17 protein-coding genes are annotated in these 18,646 nt (G+C 64.0%); 11 read left to right on the top strand and 6 right to left on the bottom strand.

The window, feature by feature from the left end; genetic code table 11:
- Positions 1-11: 11 nt before the first annotated feature.
- Positions 12-722: a hypothetical protein gene (locus AC1Q6J_RS13505; RefSeq protein ID WP_492279793.1), complete on the bottom strand. Its 711-nt coding sequence runs from the start codon at positions 720-722 to the stop codon at positions 12-14.
- A gap of 166 nt (positions 723-888) precedes the next feature.
- Here AC1Q6J_RS13505 and AC1Q6J_RS13500 point away from each other — a divergent pair, with 166 nt between their 5' ends.
- The 6 genes from AC1Q6J_RS13500 to AC1Q6J_RS13475 all read left to right on the top strand — a co-directional run bounded on the left by AC1Q6J_RS13500 (position 889) and on the right by AC1Q6J_RS13475 (position 6,951).
- Entirely contained in the window at positions 889-1,644 is a 756-nt protein-coding gene (locus AC1Q6J_RS13500; protein ID WP_492279792.1) for a 16S rRNA (uracil(1498)-N(3))-methyltransferase, read from the top strand.
- Between the two features lie 117 nt (positions 1,645-1,761).
- Complete coding sequence (locus AC1Q6J_RS13495; RefSeq protein ID WP_492279791.1) at positions 1,762-2,904, top strand: ATP phosphoribosyltransferase regulatory subunit; 1,143 nt, start codon at positions 1,762-1,764, stop codon at positions 2,902-2,904.
- Positions 2,901-3,878: an ATP phosphoribosyltransferase gene (gene hisG, locus AC1Q6J_RS13490; protein WP_492279790.1), complete on the top strand. Its 978-nt coding sequence runs from the start codon at positions 2,901-2,903 to the stop codon at positions 3,876-3,878. The genes AC1Q6J_RS13495 and hisG overlap by 4 nt, the downstream gene beginning before the upstream one ends.
- A 132-nt stretch (positions 3,879-4,010) precedes the next feature.
- Positions 4,011-5,057 carry a glycosyltransferase family 2 protein gene (locus tag AC1Q6J_RS13485; protein ID WP_492279789.1) on the top strand — a complete coding sequence of 349 codons (1,047 nt, stop codon included), beginning with the start codon at positions 4,011-4,013 and terminating at the stop codon, positions 5,055-5,057.
- Entirely contained in the window at positions 5,054-5,905 is an 852-nt protein-coding gene (locus tag AC1Q6J_RS13480) for a ChbG/HpnK family deacetylase (protein WP_492279788.1), read from the top strand. The genes AC1Q6J_RS13485 and AC1Q6J_RS13480 overlap by 4 nt, the downstream gene beginning before the upstream one ends.
- Positions 5,906-6,138: 233 nt before the next feature.
- Complete coding sequence (locus tag AC1Q6J_RS13475) at positions 6,139-6,951, top strand: DUF2076 domain-containing protein (protein WP_492279787.1); 813 nt, start codon at positions 6,139-6,141, stop codon at positions 6,949-6,951.
- 73 nt (positions 6,952-7,024) lie between these two features.
- Here AC1Q6J_RS13475 and AC1Q6J_RS13470 read toward each other — a convergent pair whose 3' ends face one another.
- A complete protein-coding gene (locus AC1Q6J_RS13470) occupies positions 7,025-7,840 on the bottom strand; it encodes a L,D-transpeptidase (RefSeq protein ID WP_492279786.1) in 816 nt (271 codons plus the stop codon).
- 289 nt (positions 7,841-8,129) lie between these two features.
- Between AC1Q6J_RS13470 and AC1Q6J_RS13465 the strand changes: the two genes are divergently transcribed.
- Positions 8,130-8,900, top strand: a complete 771-nt coding sequence (locus AC1Q6J_RS13465; protein ID WP_492279785.1) for a protein phosphatase CheZ — start codon at positions 8,130-8,132, stop codon at positions 8,898-8,900.
- A 60-nt stretch (positions 8,901-8,960) separates the two neighbouring features.
- Here the strand turns inward: AC1Q6J_RS13465 and AC1Q6J_RS13460 are convergent, their stop codons facing one another.
- A complete protein-coding gene (locus AC1Q6J_RS13460; RefSeq protein WP_492279784.1) occupies positions 8,961-10,157 on the bottom strand; it encodes an MFS transporter in 1,197 nt (398 codons plus the stop codon).
- A 56-nt stretch (positions 10,158-10,213) separates the two neighbouring features.
- Entirely contained in the window at positions 10,214-10,750 is a 537-nt protein-coding gene (locus AC1Q6J_RS13455; protein ID WP_492279783.1) for a hypothetical protein, read from the bottom strand.
- A 320-nt stretch (positions 10,751-11,070) separates the two neighbouring features.
- Between AC1Q6J_RS13455 and groES the strand changes: the two genes are divergently transcribed.
- The 4 genes from groES (at position 11,071) to AC1Q6J_RS13435 (ending at position 16,222) form a co-directional block, all read left to right on the top strand.
- Entirely contained in the window at positions 11,071-11,367 is a 297-nt protein-coding gene (gene groES / locus AC1Q6J_RS13450) for a co-chaperone GroES (RefSeq protein WP_006022237.1), read from the top strand.
- An 83-nt stretch (positions 11,368-11,450) separates the two neighbouring features.
- Entirely contained in the window at positions 11,451-13,103 is a 1,653-nt protein-coding gene (gene groL, locus AC1Q6J_RS13445) for a chaperonin GroEL (protein ID WP_492279782.1), read from the top strand.
- Positions 13,104-13,257: 154 nt separating this feature from the next.
- On the top strand, positions 13,258-14,460 hold the full coding sequence (locus tag AC1Q6J_RS13440; RefSeq protein WP_492279781.1) for a hypothetical protein: 1,203 nt from the start codon (positions 13,258-13,260) through the stop codon (positions 14,458-14,460).
- A 217-nt stretch (positions 14,461-14,677) separates the two neighbouring features.
- Positions 14,678-16,222, top strand: a complete 1,545-nt coding sequence (locus AC1Q6J_RS13435; protein WP_492279780.1) for a phytoene desaturase family protein — start codon at positions 14,678-14,680, stop codon at positions 16,220-16,222.
- A gap of 7 nt (positions 16,223-16,229) precedes the next feature.
- Here AC1Q6J_RS13435 and AC1Q6J_RS13430 read toward each other — a convergent pair whose 3' ends face one another.
- On the bottom strand, positions 16,230-16,628 hold the full coding sequence (locus tag AC1Q6J_RS13430; RefSeq protein WP_492279779.1) for an META domain-containing protein: 399 nt from the start codon (positions 16,626-16,628) through the stop codon (positions 16,230-16,232).
- A gap of 167 nt (positions 16,629-16,795) precedes the next feature.
- Complete coding sequence (locus tag AC1Q6J_RS13425) at positions 16,796-18,460, bottom strand: L-lactate permease (protein ID WP_492279778.1); 1,665 nt, start codon at positions 18,458-18,460, stop codon at positions 16,796-16,798.
- Positions 18,461-18,646: the final 186 nt, after the last annotated feature.

The following is an 18,646-nucleotide window of genomic DNA, read 5'->3' as shown; positions in this document are numbered from 1 at the left end:
GTGGAAGCGCATCAGCGTGTGAGGACGTTGCCGTTCAGCGTATCGAAGGTGCTGCCGCCGCGCTTCAAGGGCTTGGCCTCGGGCAATGTTGCGGAGCCGAGCGCTTCGCTCAGGCTCGGACCTGCCGGTCCCGCCTGCTGCTGCTGCGTCGCAGCCGCGCACACCCGCTGTTGCAGTTGGGAGGTATTGGCGTGGCCCTTCTTCATCTGCGCGCCGACCTCGGGCGGGATGCCGCACTTCTGCGCGTGGGTTTCCACGAACTTGATCATTTTCACTTCGGCTTGCGCGAAGTTGCCGATCAGCTTGCAGGCCTCCTGCGGCGGCGCCTTGCGCTTGCCGGCAGCCTGAATCAGCTTGGCCTTGGCTTCGGCATCCGCGCGCAGCGGCATGAAGCCCTTCTGACACTCCTCCGCGCCCGGCGGCGGACCAGCCTGCTGCGGTGGTGCGCCGAAACCGCCGCCACCCACAGGCGGCGCGCCGCTGGTGAAGGCGCTGGGTGATGGGGCTGGTCTTGCGGGCGCAGCGGTTGCGCCGTTGACGGGCGGAAATGGCGATGTGGCCGGCGCACCATTCACCGGAGGAAACGGCGAAGCATTGCTCGCGGGAGCCGGCGCGGCCTGCCCCGGCAGCGGTGCCGGAAATGCGCCCTGCGCGCGGACATCCGCGGCTTGCAGAACGAAGGTGGCGGCAGCCAGCAATGCGATAGAACGGTAGGCGGTCACGGATTCTCCTCCGGCGGGTTCCGATGTCCTTAACAAGGGCTTTTACGATTCTCGATGCCGCTTAACAACCCGATGAATCCGGCAGCAGCGCGGCAGGACACCGCCCGATGAGCTGCCAATTTGCAATCATTCAGCTAGAAGTCGGAAGATTAACGGATTGGAGCCGATGCCCAAACTCGATTTTCGCAGCCCACGGCTTTTCGTCGATGCCCCACTTGCGGCTGGCACCGGCATCGCGCTCGACCGCGACCAATCCAATTATCTCGGCAATGTGCTGCGGCTCGCGGCAGGCGACACCGTGCTGGTATTCAATGGCCGCGACGGCGAGTGGCGGGCCAGCCTCGCGGGCCGCAAACGGCCAGACCGCGCGGAGATTATCAGCCAGACCAGAGCGCAGGACGGCCTGCCCGATCTGCAATACGTGTTCGCGCCGCTGAAACACGCGCGGCTCGACTACATGGTGCAGAAAGCCATTGAAATGGGGGTTTCAGCACTGCGGCCGGTGACCACCCGGTTTACGCAGGCCAGCCGCGTCAATGTCGAACGCATGCGCGCCAATGTTATCGAGGCCGCGGAGCAATGCGGCATTCTCAGCCTCGCCGAGGTGCGCGATCCCGAACCGCTCGAGCGCTGGCTCGGCGCGCGCGACGGGCGGCGCCTTCTGGTGTTCTGCGACGAAGACGCCCCGATCGCCGACCCCATGGCCGCGTTCGCCGGCGCGGACGGCACCAAGGGCACGGACGTGCTGATCGGGCCCGAGGGCGGATTTGCCGAGGAGGAACGCGCCCTGCTGCTGAAGCAGCCGCACGTCGTGCGGCTCGCTCTCGGTCCACGAATCCTGCGCGCCGATACCGCTGCGGTCGCGGCCCTGGCCGTGGTACAGACGGCACTCGGCGATTGGGGCAAGCCAGATGCACGCTGAGGTTGCATTCCGGAAGAGCTCTCATTAAGCCCTTTTCCGGATCGTCGTCGAAACCCCCGCAGTCCCGTGTTAAGGGACTGCCGATTCAAGCCCTTACCCATTCTGTTGGACGTTGAGATGAGCCAGACCAGTGCCGCAACCGCGACCGGGTTCGCCGCGCAGGCGGAGACCCTGCTGCAAACATTTGCGCGGGCTGGCTACACCCATGCGCGCCCGCCAATCCTGCAACCGGCGGAGCCGTTTCTCGATCTGTCCGGCGAAGACATTCGCAAGAGCCTTTATCTGACGACCGATGCCAGCGGCGATGAGCTTTGCCTGCGGCCGGACCTCACCATTCCGGTGGCACGGGACTACCTCGCGTCATCCCGCGCGGGTGCGCCGGCGGGATTTTACTACCTCGGTCCGGTGTTTCGTTATCGCGGCGGAGCCGCCAGCGAATTCAACCAGGCCGGTGTGGAATCCTTCGGCCGTCAGGACCGCGCCGCGGCCGACGCGGAGATGCTGGCGCTCGGTCTTGAAGCCGCGGCAGCGTTCGGCGTGACCGGCGTGGATATCCGGACCGGCGATGTCGCCCTGTTCGCGGCACTGATCGGCGCGCTCGATCTTTATCCGGTGTGGAAGCGTCGGCTGATCAAGGATTTCAATCGCAAGATCTCGCTTGCGCAGGACCTCCAGCGGCTGACGCTGGAGACCGGCAAGACCCGCAACGAATATGAAGGCGTGCTGGCGGCGCTCGCAGGGTCCGACCGCAAGGCGGCGCTGGCGCTGGTCACCGATCTGATGTCGATCGCGGGCACCAGCAATGTCGGCGGCCGCACGGTATCGGAAATCGCCGACCGCTTTCTCGAACAATCGACACTGAAGGGCGGCGCGTTGCCGCGCGACGCACTGCAACTAATCGAGCGTTTCCTTGGCATCGCCGGCGAACCGGATGACGCGGCAGCGCAACTGCGCGCACTCGCGGCGGACGCGAAGCTCGACCTGAGCGCCGCCATCGACCAGTTTGAAAGCCGCACCGGATTCATGGCCGCGCGCGGCATCGACACCAAGGCGATCCGCTTTTCCACCGCCTTCGGCCGAGGCCTCGATTACTACACCGGCTTCGAGTTCGAACTGCACGCCAGGGGCAGCGGCGCGGAGCCGCTGGTCGGCGGCGGACGCTACGACGGGCTGCTGACCCGGCTTGGCGCACGCGAGCCCATTCCAGCGGTGGGCTTCTCGATCTGGATCAAAGCGCTTTCGCAGGGGAGCGCCGCATGAGCACGCCGTTCGTCGTTGCCGTCCCGTCCAAGGGACGCCTCCAGGAAAACGCCGAAGCCTTCTTCGCGAAGGCGAACCTGACACTCTCGAAACCGCGCGGCGCGCGCGAGTATCGCGGCACCATGCCCTCCCTCGACAATGTCGAGATCGCCTATCTGTCGGCCAGCGAGATCGCAGCACAGCTTGCACGCGGCGCCGTTCACCTCGGCATCACCGGCGAGGACCTGATCCGCGAAAGCATCCATGACGCCGACAGGCGCGTGATGTTGATCGAGAGTCTCGGCTTCGGCAGCGCCAATGTCGTCGTGGCCGTGCCACAGGCGTGGATCGATGTGCGCACCATGGCGGACCTCGACGATGTCGCGACCTCGTTCCGCGCCCAGCACAATCACCGCATGCGGGTGGCGACCAAATACATCAACCTGACGCGCAATTTCTTCGCCGGCCATGGCGTCGTCGATTATCGCATCGTGGAAAGCGCCGGCGCCACCGAAGGCGCGCCCGCGGCGGGAACGGCTGAACTGATTGTCGACATCACCACCACCGGCGCGACCCTCGCCGCCAACGGGCTGAAGGTGCTCGACGACGGCGTCATGCTGCGCAGCCACGCCAATCTGGTCGCCTCGCGTGACGCCGACTGGTCGGACAGCGCACGCGAAACCGCGCGAATCATCCTCGATCACATCGCGGCCAGCGCCCGCGCCCGCAAGTACAAGGAAGTCCGCACCCGCTTCGCCGCCTGCAACGACGCGCTGCTGGCCGAGGCCCACAACCGCTTCGGCGTGGTATCGCCGTTCGGCGGGCCGACCTCGTCGGGCATGGTGACCTTGCACTGTCCACCGGCCCAGCTCTATGCGCTCGGCAGCTTCCTGCGCGACCACGGCGCGGAAACGGTGTCGATCGCGTCGCTGGAATATGTGTTCGACCGCGACAATCCGCTTTTCGCCAAACTCCAGACATTCCTGGGGCAATGAGGTTTGGGGATTGCGGCAACGCACGCTGCTGACGCACCGTGGCGACAGCACCCGGCAACTCCCATATGATACGCGAGGGCGCGTGATGCCGGATGACATCGTGTGCGCAAGGATGTTTCAGGAAACCGACCGATGACGCCGAGTGCCGATGTCTCGAACCTGTCAGGCAGCAGCCACACCCCGGCCGCGCAAGGCCTTTCCATCGTCGTGCCCGCTTTCAACGAAGCGGCGGGTCTGGCGCGGCTGCATGAACGTCTCTGCGCCCTCGCCGGAAAGCTCAGGCAAAAGTACGGCCTCGCCTGCGAAGTCGTCTATGTCGACGACGGCTCCACCGATGCGACGCTGAGCATCGCGCGCGGCCTGCCGCCGTCCGCCCTCGACGTGCAGGTGGTGTCGCTGTCGCGCAATTTCGGCAAGGAAGCGGCGCTGATGGCCGGGCTCGATCATGCCCGCCGCGGCGCGGTGCTGTTCATGGACGGCGACGGCCAGCACGCGCCGGAACTGGTGGAGCGGCTGGTCAGCCACTGGATCGATGACGGCTACGACGTCGTCTATACCGCCAAGGCCCATCGCGACAATGAATCCGTTCTGCGGCGCATGGGCGTGCGCACCTTCTACACGCTCATCAACTGGGGCTCGCGGCAGAAAATTCCCGAGGATGCCGGCGACTTCCGCCTGTTGTCGCCGCGCGCAGCCGCCGCGCTGCGCCAGCTTCCCGAGCGCAACCGCTTCTTCAAGGGCCTCGCGAGCTGGATCGGCTTCAGGCAGATTCGCGTCGACTACGAGCCCGAAGCGCGCGCGCATGGCGTCACCAGCTTCAGCCCCGGGCACTTGCTCGGTCTGTCCATCGAAGGGCTGACATCGTTCTCGGTCGCGCCGCTGCGCGTGGCGAGCCTGCTCGGGCTGCTGCTCGCGTTCGTGGCGTTCCTGTTCGGACTGTCGATCCTGTGGGAGACCATTATCGACGGCAAGTCCGTCCCCGGCTATCCCTCGTTGGTGGTCGGCCTGATGACCATCGGCGGCGTGCAGCTCATCATGATCGGCGTGGTCGGCGAATACATCGGCAAGATCCTGTCCGAGATCAAGGCGCGGCCGATTTACTTCGTCGCGGAGCACAGCGTGAAAAGCGCCGACACTTCCACTGCCGCCGGCAAGACACCGCAGACCGCGGCTGAATGAGCGTGAGTTCGCCGCCGCGTCATATCTGGCTGTGCGCCGACGACTACGGCATGAGTCCCGGCGTCAATCGCGCGATTCGCGATCTGATCGTTCAAAAGAGGATCAACGCCACGTCCGTCATGGTGGTCGGTTCCGCTGTGGACCGCACCGAGATCGAGGCATTAACTCAAGCGGCAGCGGCCAATCCAGATTGCGCCATCGGATTGCATGCGACACTGACCGCGCCATTCAGCCCGCTGACCATGCATTTCAAGCCGCTCAACGGCGGACAGTTTCTGCCGCTCGGCAGGCTGCTGCGTGCGAGTCTGCTGCGGCGGCTCGATCCGGAAATCATTCAGGCCGAACTGCTGGCACAGATCGCGGCCTTCAGGCAGATGTTCGGCCGCGCGCCGGACTACGCCGACGGCCACCAGCATGTGCAACTGTTTCCGCAGATTCGCGATGCGTTTCTTGCCGCGGTGAAAGACGCTGCGCCCGGCGCCTGGGTTCGCCAGTGCGGCCGCATCCAGCCGCTGGCGCAGCGGCTCGACAGCCCGAAGGCACTGCTGCTCGATGTGCTCAGCGAAACATTTCGCAGGAAAAGCACGCGCGCGGGCATTGCGTTCAATCCCGGATTCGCCGGTGCATATGACATGGTGCGGGGACGTGAATTCGCAGGTGCGATGCAAGGCTTCCTCAACGGCCTCCCCGACCGCGGCCTTGTGATGTGCCATCCCGGCTTCGTCGACGAGACGCTTGTCAGCCTCGACGAGGTCACGCATCAGCGCGAACGCGAATTCGCGTTTCTGAGCGGTGACGATTTCCCGCGTCTGCTTGCCGCATGCGGCGTCACACTGAATCGCGCGTGATGCGCTGCGTCTCGAAGGGCGACGGCGACGTTCAGGACAATCATCCTTCGAGGCTCGCCGCGAACGCGGCTCGCACCTCAGGATGACGAACGGTTCGATTTTCCAGTTAAGGCTTTTTGTCGCACCGCGATGACCGGCTTTCCTAAATTTAATTCTGTCCGGGACTTAACCCGACACAATGCGGCCCTACATCATGACCCGCATTCGGATGCCGGATGCTTGAGGAGGGAATCATGACACCGCAGGAACGCCAGCTGGTTGACGATCTGTTCGAGCGTCTCGCCAGGATCGAGAACTCACCGCGCGAGCCGGACGCGGAGGCAGCGATCATGCAGGGTTTGCGGCGTGCGCCGAACGCTGTTTATGCCCTCGTGCAGACCGTATTGGTGCAGGACGAAGCGCTCAAACGCGCCGACGCCCGTATTCGGGAGCTCGAAGGCGGCGCGCAGCAACCGCAGCCCTCCGGCGGATTTCTCGATTCGGTGCGGGACGCGATTCTCGGCCCCGGCCAGGGCCGCGGTTCCGTGCCAAGCGTCCGTCCCGGTGACGGCGCGCAGCGCGGTCCGGTCTGGAACAGCGGTCAGGCGCTCAATCAGGCCGACCGTATGGGTGGCGATCCGCGCATGAACGACCCGCGCATGAATGATCCAAGGGCCGGGAATCCGGGCGGCGGACTGTTCGGCGGCGGCAATGCCGGTGGCGGCGGCTCGTTTCTCGGAACGGCAGCGGCCACCGCAGCCGGCGTGATCGGCGGATCGATGCTGATGAACAGCATCCGCGGCATGATGGGCGGCGGCAGCCATCAGCAGAGTTTTGGCAACACCGCGGAGTCCGGCGGCGGCAAGATGCCATGGGACAACAGCCAGTCCTCCGGCAGCCTCGCACGCGACGCCGGCCTCAACGACGTCGGCAAGAGCGGCAACGACAGCCAGCGCCAGAGTTCCTACGACCAGGCCCAGGCCGATGCCGATCAGGACCAGGATCAAGACCAGGACGACGACGAGGATTACGACGACTTCGGTGACGGCGACAGCGATTACGCCTGATTGACGCCGTCACCCCCCAAACGAAAACGGCCGCTGAATTCAGCGGCCGTTTTTTTTGCAGGTAGAGTTCTGCTTAGATCACGATGACCTTGGTGCCGACATTCACCCGGCCATAAAGATCGATCACATCTTCATTGCGCATCCGGATGCAGCCCGACGACACCGCGGTGCCGATGGTCCATGGCTCGTTCGAGCCGTGAATGCGATACAGTGTCGAGCCGAGATACATCGCTCGCGCGCCGAGCGGATTTTCCGGGCCGCCTTCCATATGACGCGGCAGATCGGGGCGGCGCTTGAGCATTTCCGGCGGCGGCGTCCACGCCGGCCATTCCTTCTTGGCGGAGATCGTCTTCACGCCCGACCATTCGAAGCCAGGTTTGCCGACGCCGATGCCATAGCGCAGCGCCCTGCCGCCGCCCTGCACCAGATAGAGAAACTTGTTCGGCGTATCGATCACCAGCGTTCCCGGCGCATGCCGGCCGTCGTACTCGACCACCTGCTTCTCGAATTTCGGATCCATGCCGGGGCGGCCCGGCTCGATACCGACATCGCCCTGCCGCATGTCATGGCGATATTGCGGGTCCATCGGCGGCAGTCCGCCACGTGACGGCATCTGCTCGTAGCGTTGTTCGTAACGCGGCGCCTGATAGTTCGGATCGCCGGACTGACCGCCGCTGAAAAGAAACTCGAGCAATCCACCGCCCATATTGGAATTGGATCGCTCGTTATAGGCGACGCGGATCGGCATCGGAGGCGTTGACGCTGGCTGCGCGTAAATCACGCGCGGCTCGGGGACAGGCATATCGTCGTCATATGCGAAAGCCTGCATTGAACTGGCGCCGAAACACACCGCGCCGGCGACGAGCGCGAGGGAATATTTTCTGGACATCGACGTACTCTGCACTGTTTCGTCGTTGACGCGCGGACAGCGCGCCTTGAACACGAACATTTAAGGTTAAAAGCGCCTCGGTTTGGTAAACAAACGCGGCTTCCGGATTCACCACATCCACAAGCGAGGCCTGTTCTTGGCGACAGCGTTTATTTTCGATGAACGCAAGACCTGCATGGTTAACCGTTGGTATGCGCCGCCGGATACTTCGTTGAAGCAACGGTTCCGTCCGAAACCTCGCGTTAAATCGCGTCGCGTTAAAAGCGCTTCATCAGGGATGGGGAGACCAATGGCTGTTCAGCGCAAACGATTCCGTATTGAAGCGATCCAATCTATCGGCGTGCCGGCATTCGATCATGATGAGGACGACGTCACTCCGCATCATCATCAGATCATGAGCGAGCTGCGCGCCATTCGCGCGCAGATGGCGTCGCATCACCGCGGCCCGGTCGCGGAGCAGGATGAAAGCCCGTCGGCACAGGAACTGACCGAAGCCCAGCAACTGCTCGGAAGCTATCGCGCGCAGATCGAACAGTGCGAGAAGCTGAAGGTCGAGCTTGATCTGATTCACGACGCCATCAACCGCACCAAGCAGGAAATCGCCGTGCTTCACGGCAAGAGCTTCAGCGGCGACGAAATGGCCAAGGTCACCGGCGAATTGGGCGCGGTTGTCGGCGGCACCGAGGAAGCCACCCAGCAGATCCTTGAAGCCGCCGAAGCGATCGATCAGGCCGCGAGCGCGCTGGGCAAGGCCATGTCGCCGGACCAGCAGGCCCAGCTTAGCGAGGAAATCCAGGACCGCGTCGTCGGCATCTTCGAGGCGTGCAACTTCCAGGATCTCACCGGCCAGCGCATCAGCAAGGTGATGACAACGATGAAGTTCATCGAGCATCACATCAACGTCATGATGGAGATCTGGGGCGGCGTCGATGCCATCAAGCAGCACGCTCCGGCCATCGTCGACACCCGCGTCGGCGATGCCAAGCTGTTGAACGGCCCCAAGGGCATGGATGACGAGGGACACGTCTCACAGGACGATATCGACGCGCTGTTCGGCTAAACGCCGCGACAACCCGGAACAGACGCAAGAACCCGGAGGCCACGCCTCCGGGTTCTTTGTTCAGGACGGACGCCGCAAGGCCGCGAAGCAGGCCAGCGCCAGCAGCAGCACGCCAATCAGCATCTCCAGGGCAACCCGGCCCGACCAGCGGTCGATCACATAGGCCAGCACGAACGGCGACAGCGCCTGACAAATCTGCGCCGGCCGCGCGATCCGCCCCACCACGCGCCCATAACCAGCGGCTCCGAACAGCGCCAGCGGCAATGCCCCGCGTGCGATGGTGACAACGCCGTTGGCCGCGCCGAACATCAGCGCGAACACCGTCGCTACGCCGGGTGAAAATCCCGCAACCACGAGAAGCGCGAACGCGCACGCCATCAGCGCCATGGCAAGCCTCGCCACCCAGAGCGGATGCAAGCGGCCGCCGGACATGAAGTCCGCAACGCGTGTCAAAACCTGCGCGGGCCCGAACAATGCGCCGATGACCACCGCGGTGCCTGCGTCGATGCCGCCACGCTGCAGGATCGTCAGCAAATGCGCCAGCGTTCCCGATTGCACAATGGCATGGGCTGCGAACCCCGCCGCGACCAGAAGAAAGGGCACGCCGACGGACGGGATGATGACCGCTGGCTTGACGGGCGGAGCGCCCTCCGCCACCGACGGCGGCGCGTAGACGGCGTTACGCGGCAGCGCGAAGGCATAGAGCGGCGCGATGATGAACGCCATCACGCCCGCGAACACGAAGTAAACGCTGCGCCAGCCGCCATGGGCAATCAGCATCTGGGTGGTCGGCCATGAAAATGTCGAGGCAAGACCGCCGACGAAGGTCACCAGCGTGATCGGCCGCCGCGACGCTGTGCCGAAAATGCGCGCCAGGGCGGTGAACGCGGGATCGTAAAGATTGCAGGCCATCGCGACGCCAAGCAGCACCCAGCCTGCGATATAGACCCAGTAATGACCGGCGAGCGGCAGGATCAGGAGGCCGAGAGCGCCGATCAGCGCACCACCCGCCATGATGTAATGCCCGCCATGCCGCTCGATCAGGCTGCATGTGAACGGCGCGGTCAGCCCGGAAACGCCAAGTCCGATCGAAAATCCGAGAAGCGCTTGCGCCAGCGACCAGCCATGGGCCGCCGCGATGTGGGGCATCGTCAACCCGGGCGGGTAGAACAAGGCACCCCAGCCAAGGACTTGTGTGATGCAAAGAACGATGACGGCGCGGCTGGGCCCGGAGCTTAACACCTTGGGCCCGGCCATTGCGCTTGCACTTCCCCGACGTCGGTTATCGGTCCGCCGGGGTCAGACCCCTCGCCTCAGGCGCGCGGTGCGCAGCGGACATACACCATGGTTCCATAGCGGCTCGACGCATCCTTGTCGATGAACCGCGTCATCAGCACGCGCCCGTCGAACGAGACGATCTCGCGATCCTTCTCGCCTCCCACTGGGCCGGCCGGACCGATATAGTTCTTGCCGCTCTGGCTGCCCTTCAGGCGCAGTTCCTGCGGCGTGGCCTCGTCCGGCAGATGCATGATGACGCCGCCCGTGGCGCCCTGTCCGATGACGTAGGGATTCTTGCACTGGCCGCGCGCCGCGGCTTCGGTGCGGGCGCGATCTTCCGGCTTGTGGAACGAGGCGAGGCCCCAGCGGCCGACGATCTCATCCGCCCGGATGGTGGCCGGCACCTCCGGTGCGACGCCCGGCTCCTGCACCGTGGGCTGTGATCCGCCGCCGAAACCGCTGAACCCGCCGAAACCCCCGCCGCCGCAGGCACCGAGAAAGCCCGACAATAACGAAATGGCTGCCAGCGTGACGATCCTGGAGCCTTTTGTACGCTCACTCACTGTGGTCATGGTGTCTCCCGGCAAGAACACTTGGCTGCCTGCCAGACCGACAGACCCGCCGTCACACTGCGTGAGCTGACCCCCGTCAATACGCAGCGTTCCCCTTTATGGTTTCCAGATCATCCTATATTGGCCTCACCAAGGCCTTAAGAGCCTTGCTTGACAGGATCGGCGGCAACCCATATTCCCGACCCCGTCATTAGCACTCTTGGAGCGCGATTGCTAAGGGTAAGGCCTCGTCCCCTCAAGAGGTTAGCTGAGCCCATTATCCACGGCCCGCGCCCCGCCGCACGTCAAATCTTACCTAACCAACGCCCAAAGGACATCCGATGGCCAAGACAACTTTTCGCCCGCTGCATGATCGTGTCGTCGTCAAGCGCATCGACGCCGAAGAGAAGACCAAAGGCGGCATCATCATTCCTGACAGCGCCAAGGAAAAGCCCTCGCAGGGTCAGGTCGTCGCCGTGGGCCCAGGCGGCCGCGACGAAGCCGGCAAGCTGATCCCGATCGATCTGAAGGCCGGCGATACGGTGCTGTTCGGCAAGTGGTCCGGCACCGAAGTGAAGCTCGACGGTGAGGAACTCCTCATCATGAAAGAGTCCGACATCATGGGCGTGCTGAAGTAAGCAGCGCCCCTTTCATCTGCCGTCATCCTTCGAGGCTCGCGCCTCAGGATGACGGGAACACACATCATCAGGAGTAAACCCCAATGGCTGCCAAGGACGTAAAATTTTCCGGAGACGCGCGCGATCGCATGCTGCGCGGCGTCGATACCCTCGCCAACGCCGTCAAGGTGACGCTCGGCCCGAAGGGCCGCAACGTCGTTATCGACAAGAGCTTCGGCGCACCGCGCATCACCAAGGACGGCGTCACCGTCGCCAAGGAAATCGAGCTTGAGGACAAGTTCGAGAACATGGGCGCGCAGATGCTGCGCGAAGTCGCCTCCAAGACCAACGACACCGCTGGCGACGGCACCACCACCGCCACCGTGCTCGCCCAGGCGATCGTGCGCGAAGGCGCCAAGTCGGTTGCCGCCGGCATGAACCCGATGGATCTGAAGCGCGGCATCGACATCGCCGTGACCGCCGTGGTCAAGGACATCGAGAAGCGCGCCAAGCCGGTCGCTTCCTCCGCTGAAATCGCGCAGGTCGGCACCATTTCGGCCAATGGCGACTCCACCATCGGATCGATGATCGCCAAGGCGATGCAGAAGGTCGGCAATGAGGGCGTCATCACGGTTGAAGAAGCCAAGTCGCTCGACACCGAAGTCGACATCGTCGAGGGCATGCAGTTCGACCGCGGCTATCTCTCGCCGTATTTCGTGACCAACCCCGAGAAGATGACCGCCGAGCTGGAAGACGCCTACGTCCTCCTGCACGAGAAGAAGCTCTCCGGCCTCCAGGCCATGCTGCCCGTGCTCGAAGCTGTCGTTCAGACCGGCAAGCCGCTGCTGATCGTTGCCGAGGACATCGAAGGCGAAGCTCTCGCGACCCTCGTCGTCAACCGTCTGCGCGGCGGCCTCAAGGTCGCAGCCGTCAAGGCTCCGGGCTTCGGCGATCGCCGCAAGGCCATGCTGGAGGACATCGCGATCCTCACCGGCGGCCAGCTGATCTCCGACGATCTCGGCATGAAGCTCGAGAACGTCACCGTGAAGATGCTCGGCCGCGCCAAGAAGGTCGTGATCGACAAGGAAAACACCACCATCGTCAACGGCGCGGGCAAGAAGCCTGACATCGAGGCGCGCGTGAACCAGATCAAGGCGCAGGTCGAGGAAACCACCTCGGACTACGACCGCGAGAAACTTCAGGAGCGTCTCGCCAAGCTCGCCGGCGGCGTCGCGATTATTCGCGTCGGCGGCGCGACCGAGATCGAAGTGAAGGAAAAGAAGGACCGCGTCGAGGACGCGCTCAACGCAACCCGCGCGGCCGTTCAGGAAGGCATCGTGCCGGGCGGCGGCACCGCGCTGCTGCGCGCCAAGAAGGCCGTCGGCCGCATCAGCAATGATAACTCCGACGTGCAGGCCGGCATCAACATCGTGCTGAAGGCGCTGGAAGCTCCGATCCGCCAGATCTCCGAGAACGCGGGTGTCGAAGGTTCCATCGTTGTCGGCAAGATCCTCGACAACAAGACCGAGACCTTCGGCTTCGACGCGCAGAACGAAGAGTATGTCGACATGGTCGCCAAGGGCATCATCGATCCGGCCAAGGTGGTTCGCACCGCCTTGCAGGACGCAGCCTCTGTCGCCGGTCTCCTCGTCACCACCGAAGCGATGGTCGCCGACATTCCGAAGGAAGCAGCACCGGCGATGCCGGGCGGCGGCGGAATGGGTGGCATGGGCGGAATGGGCGGCATGGGCTTCTAAGCCGGGCCGCACGCCTCAACGACATCATCAAAGGCCGCCTGCGGGCGGCCTTTTTTATTGGCTCATATTCAAGAATCACCGCGACAATCCGTCCGGGTTTTGAGATTGTCCGCCGTCTCCACTCGCGAACCATCCCGATTCAGGATCGAAAATCATGCGCGCATTGATGATTGGCTGCACCCTCGCTCTGGTGGGAGCAGGACCATGGCCGGCAGCCCAGGCTCAGACCGCCAAGGACGCGAAAGCCGCGCCGGCTGCGAGCGAGGTCCGCTATTTCAATGCGCTGGGCGATCTCCTCGGCGACCTGCCGGTCGATGCGTTCATCAGGGAAACACGCCAGGGCGGCAAGCTTGTCTCGTCGACACTCGATGTCTGCTACTCCGTATCCACCGCCTCGGACCGGAAGGACCGTTTTGTCATCGACCTGAAGGTAGAAGGCGAGAAACTTTCCGGCAGCGGACAGAGCATCGAAAACAAAACGCCCGTCACCGTCAGCCTGATCCGCAAGGGCAGCAAATCCGTTTCGTTCGACGGCAAGATCACGGTGGGCAGCCACCTCACCTCGGTGTCGTCGCCGGACAATGCCGATGTCGACGAGAAGGAATTCCAGCAGTCACAGGTGGCCGACGACGACCTCAGCGAAACGCCGAAGGACTTCACGCAGGTGTCGCCGCAATCGGTGGCGGTGCGGGTGAAGCGCGAAAATTTCGCCCCCCTCGTCAAAAGCCTCAAGGGCCAGAACGTCCAGATCGCCCTCGACAGCATCGCAACCGACTGCAACGCGCTGCGCTCCGGCCATCAGGTGCTGCGCCTCTTCATTGATCCCGCGCGCGCCCCCGCCTTGCTGGCGAACTTCAAGACGGCCCCCGGTGTGGTCGCGGCGGGCTGGACCTCCGGCACCTACGATATGGAGCGCGCGATCCGTTTCACCGCAGGCGACTGGAGCGACGGCGGCAAACTGAACAGGGATAAATTCGCGGCGGCGCTCACCACCCTGGCCGCGAAAGTCATGTCCGCGAAACCGGCGGCATCGGCGTGGAATGAGACCACCGGAGAACTCACCTTCACCCTCAAGCGTCCGAGCCAGCTTGCTCCGGCGCTGGAGCTGACCGAGACGCTGGAAATCACCGCGCTGGTCGGCCCCGACAAACCGGGCGGTTCGGATCGCCTGATCGTCTGGCTCGGCGTTCCCTCCAGCAAGACCACCGACGAGACCGCGGCCCCTCAATTGCGGTTTTCCGAAGATTCCGGCGGCGAGGAAGAAAGCACGTTCAACGACGACGACGGGATGATCAAGGCCGTCGCCGCCGAACTGAAGGGCCAGCGCTGGGACACCGACAAGGCATCATGGAAATAGTCAGCCTCGTGCCCGGCCATCGTAGTGTGATGATTTTAGGTTCACGCAATAGACGAACCGTCATCCTGAGGTGCGAGCTCTTGCGAGCCTCGAAGGATGGCGGATCGTGAAACGCCGGCGGCCTTCGAGGCTTGGCGGCTTCGCCGCCCGCGCACCTCAGGGTGACGGCGCATCGCGAGTCGATGTAAAATCATCGTACTCAAGGATTGGATAGCGCATGGCGCGCTACGATGCCGTCATCATTGGCGCGGGCCTCGGCGGCCTGACCACCGGCGCAATCCTCGCACGCGCGGGCCGCAAGGTGCTCGTGATCGAGCGCAGCAATTCGGTCGGCGGCGCAGCCTCCAGTTACAAGGTCGGCGACCTGTTCGTCGAGGGCTCGCTGCATGAGACCAGCGATCCGCATGATCCGCGCGATCCCAAGCACGATCCGCTGACGCGCGCGGGCGTACTCGATGCCGTCAAATGGATTCCGTCAGGCGCCTTCTATGAAGTGCGCGGCGGGCTGGTTGGCGCACCGCTCTCCCTGCCCGACAATTTCGACGCGGCCCGGCGCATATTGATCGAGCGGTTTCCGGATGCCCGCGACGGCATCGGCCGCTTGCTCGGCGAGATGGAGCAGATCGCGTCCGCAGCGGGCATTCTGTCGCGCGGCGCGCATGTCTTCAAGACACCGATGCAAGCCATCGCCGCAATACGGGATCTGCTGCCCTCGATCCGCGACTGGAATCTGTCGCTGTCGCAGAAACTCGACCGCGTGTTCGGCGGCAACGAAGCGGTGAAAGCCGCGCTGGCCGCGAACCTGTCCTATTATCACGACGATCCGGCGACGACCTGGTGGATGTTCTTCGCTGCCGCTCAGGGCAGCTACCTGCTGAGCGGCGGACGCTATGTGCAGGGCGGATCGCAGCGCCTCTCCAGTGCGCTGGCGCGGGCGATCAAGGCCGCTGGCAGCGATGTGATTTTAAGGCGCACCGCGAGCAACATCGGCGTCGATGCACATGCGCAGATCGCGAGCGTCACCCACACGGCCAGGGACGGCAGCGATCCGCAGACCGTGGAGACCACGCGTGTCATCGGCAACGCCGCACCCGAAACGCTGGCCGAGTTGCTGCCCGACACCAGTGGCGCGAAACTCACCGCGGCCTATGGCCATCGCCGGCGGTCGATCTCGCTGTTCATGCTCACGCTCGGCCTGATGAGACCGCCGCGCGATCTCGGCTTTAGCAGCTATTCGACGCAATTGCTGCCCGGCTGGATGACCGGCCTGAACGACTATGCCCAGGCCACCACATTGATGGCGAGCGAGCCTCATGAGCGGATGCCGCCGCTTGCCATCGTCGATTATGCCGCGATCGAGTCAGGCGTTCCTGCTCCGCCGTATGTTCTGTCCATTGTCGGTCCTGACCTGCTGTCGAACTGGGCCGATGGCGATCAGGACAGTTACCGCGCCAAACGCGCGCGCTGGCAGGATGCGATCGTGGCCTATCTTGAGGGGCATTATCCGGGACTGACGCAAGCGATCACCGCGTCGACGTTCAACACCGCGCTGTCGGTGCGGCAATATCTCGGCGCACCGCAGGGCGCGGTGTACGGATTCGCACCGCTGCCGCCGCGCTCGCTGTTCAGTGCTTTGCGGCAAACGCCCGCGACGCCGGTGCCGGGACTGTATCTGGCGTCGGCCTATGCGGGATTCGGCGGCTACACCGGCGTGATCCAGTCCGCCGGCGCGTGCGCCGACGTGATCCTGCACGAGCGCTAGAGCCCGCTCAGTTCGTGCTGATCCGGAATCGCAGCGTCGTCGCGCCGATGAACGAGACGAAATCGCCCTGCCGGTTCCAGGTGGCGGCGGCACCGAGCGCATTCAGCAATGCGTCATCAAGCTGCGCCCGCTCGGGCGTGCATCCGCGCTCTTCCATCGCCCCCGGAACGAAGATGACGGTATCGTTGGCGACCGAGAACTGACCCTTGCCCGACTTGCACCACAGATCGAGCTGCGCCTCGCCGTTGTCACCGATCTCAAGCGTCGGAATTTTCTTCGATCCCGGCTGCGGACGCGCCTCGAGAGTCATTTCCGCTCCGAACGGAAACTCGCTCGCCGCATGAGCCTGACCGATCATGCCGACAGCAAAAGCAAGACCGGCGAGAGCGTGTCGCAGAACCGTCATGAATGACCTCAAGAGTTTCAAACCGCGCGCGGTTCTAGACGTTCGCGTCCCGATTTTCCAGTGCGTGCGCGGCTCAAATTGACGCGCATGTCGCGGACGGAAAAGCCAAAGAAAATCCCCGCGGCCTGCGCCGCGGGGATGCTTTCACGCGTTACAGCAACGATGGGTTACTTCAATACCATCGCCGTGAACGGATAGACGTAGGCCTGCAACGTCACGAGGAAGCCGACCAGACACGCCAGCACGATCGAGTGCCAGAACACGTAACGCAGGATCGATCCTTCGTGGCCGTACCAGTTGGTCGCGGTGGACGCCACCACGATGGACTGGGCGTCGATCATCTTGCCCATCACGCCGCCGGACGAGTTCGCCGCGGCCATCAGGATCGGCGACAGGCCGAGCTGTTCCGATGTGATCTTCTGCAAGTTGCCGAACAGCACGTTCGAGGCCGTGTCGGAGCCGGTCAACGCCACGCCCAGCCAGCCGAGCAATGTGCCGAAGAACGGATACAGCACGCCGGTCGCAGCGAACGCCAGACCGAGCGTCGCGTCGACGCCCGACAGGCGCGTCAACGTGCCGATCGCCAGCATCGCCGAAATCGTGATCAGCGAAATCGCGCAGACCTTGATGGTGCGACCGTACTCACCGATCAGCCTGGCGGGTGAGAAGCCCATCAGGATGCCGGAGATGATCGCCGCGATCAGCATGCCCGTTCCGGTGAACGACAGGTAGGTGAACGAGAACACGGCGCCTTCGGGCGTCGGCTTCGCGGCCACCGGCGGCACCTTGTTGATCATGTTGTGCAGATCGGGAACGGGATAGTTCCAGGTGAAGATCGAGTTCGCCCAGGTCTTGAACGACCCGGTGCCCCAGATCAGCATCACGATGCAGACGATGATCCACGGCAGCAGCGCGCTCCAGAGCTGGGACTGCGTCAGCGGCGTGGTGTCCAGCGGCTTGGCCGGCGCCATCGTCGCAGCGGATTCGTCATTGCTGCGCAGCGCCGGCGACGTCCACAGTTCCTTCGGCTGCCAGACCTTCAGGAACAGGATCAGCGCGCCCATCGAGATCAGCGACGCGCCGATGTCGACGATCCACGGATTGATGTAGTTCGAGATCACGAACTGCGGGATCGCGAACGAGACAGCGGTGACCAGAATGGCCGGCCACACCTGCATCATGCCGCGCCATCCGGCGAAGGCCCAGATCACCCAGAACGGCACCATCAGCGAGAAGAACGGCAACTGCCGTCCGACCATCGCGCCGAGAACATAGGGATCGAAGCCGGTTACCGATGCGAGGCCCTGGATCGGCGTGCCGAGCGCGCCATAGGCGACCGGCGCGGTGTTCGCGATCAGCGACAGCCCGGACGCGGCCAGCGGCGAGAAGCCGAGACCGATCAGCACCGCGCCGGTGATCGCCACCGGCGTGCCGAAGCCCGACGCGCCTTCAAAGAAGGCCCCGAACGAAAAGGCAATGAGAAGCAGCTGCAAGCGCCGGTCGGTGGTGACGCCGCCGATCGCCCGCTGCAACAGTTCGAAACGTCCGGTCTCGACTGTGATGCGGTAGAGGAAGATGACGTTGAGTACGATCCAGCCAATCGGGAAGAAGCCAACGACGACACCGAGCAGCGACGCGCGGATCGACATGCCGGCCGGCATGGTGAAAATGGCAATCGCGATGACGTTGGCGACGATCAGCGCGATGATCGCAGCGATATGCGCCTTGACCTTGCCGCTCGCGATCAGCACCAGAAGCGTGACAACGGGGATGGCTGCCGCGATCGTCGACAGCGCGGCATTCCCCAGCGGGTTATAGATTTGATTCCACATTGCAGTTCCTCTCCACGTCATTGTTGACGACGCCAGACCAGAGCGTGGTTGGTCAAAGCGTCTGCATGCCGGAGAGCACAAGCGTGTGATGAAAACCGTGAGCGCGGGCCGGGGCCCCAAAACGCTCACAATGCCAAATGAAACGGGCTCCCCGGCCCTTTCGCAGTCGGCGGCATGCTAGTGTGA

It is taken from the genome of Afipia sp. MLSD5-FHT05B12 (assembly GCF_058793355.1).
The sequence above is the reverse complement of the archived record's forward strand: the minus strand, read 5'-3'. Positions and strand labels throughout refer to the sequence as shown.

Coding starts and splice junctions, on each gene's coding strand:
- AC1Q6J_RS13500 (WP_492279792.1), top strand. CDS start 889: ATGCCCAAACTCGATTTTCGCAGCCCACGGCTTTTCGTCGATGCCCCA.
- AC1Q6J_RS13495 (WP_492279791.1), top strand. CDS start 1,762: ATGAGCCAGACCAGTGCCGCAACCGCGACCGGGTTCGCCGCGCAGGCG.
- hisG (WP_492279790.1), top strand. CDS start 2,901: ATGAGCACGCCGTTCGTCGTTGCCGTCCCGTCCAAGGGACGCCTCCAG.
- AC1Q6J_RS13485 (WP_492279789.1), top strand. CDS start 4,011: ATGACGCCGAGTGCCGATGTCTCGAACCTGTCAGGCAGCAGCCACACC.
- AC1Q6J_RS13480 (WP_492279788.1), top strand. CDS start 5,054: ATGAGCGTGAGTTCGCCGCCGCGTCATATCTGGCTGTGCGCCGACGAC.
- AC1Q6J_RS13475 (WP_492279787.1), top strand. CDS start 6,139: ATGACACCGCAGGAACGCCAGCTGGTTGACGATCTGTTCGAGCGTCTC.
- AC1Q6J_RS13470 (WP_492279786.1), bottom strand. CDS start 7,840: ATGTCCAGAAAATATTCCCTCGCGCTCGTCGCCGGCGCGGTGTGTTTC.
- AC1Q6J_RS13465 (WP_492279785.1), top strand. CDS start 8,130: ATGGCTGTTCAGCGCAAACGATTCCGTATTGAAGCGATCCAATCTATC.
- AC1Q6J_RS13460 (WP_492279784.1), bottom strand. CDS start 10,157: ATGGCCGGGCCCAAGGTGTTAAGCTCCGGGCCCAGCCGCGCCGTCATC.
- AC1Q6J_RS13455 (WP_492279783.1), bottom strand. CDS start 10,750: ATGACCACAGTGAGTGAGCGTACAAAAGGCTCCAGGATCGTCACGCTG.
- groES (WP_006022237.1), top strand. CDS start 11,071: ATGGCCAAGACAACTTTTCGCCCGCTGCATGATCGTGTCGTCGTCAAG.
- groL (WP_492279782.1), top strand. CDS start 11,451: ATGGCTGCCAAGGACGTAAAATTTTCCGGAGACGCGCGCGATCGCATG.
- AC1Q6J_RS13440 (WP_492279781.1), top strand. CDS start 13,258: ATGCGCGCATTGATGATTGGCTGCACCCTCGCTCTGGTGGGAGCAGGA.
- AC1Q6J_RS13435 (WP_492279780.1), top strand. CDS start 14,678: ATGGCGCGCTACGATGCCGTCATCATTGGCGCGGGCCTCGGCGGCCTG.
- AC1Q6J_RS13430 (WP_492279779.1), bottom strand. CDS start 16,628: ATGACGGTTCTGCGACACGCTCTCGCCGGTCTTGCTTTTGCTGTCGGC.
- AC1Q6J_RS13425 (WP_492279778.1), bottom strand. CDS start 18,460: ATGTGGAATCAAATCTATAACCCGCTGGGGAATGCCGCGCTGTCGACG.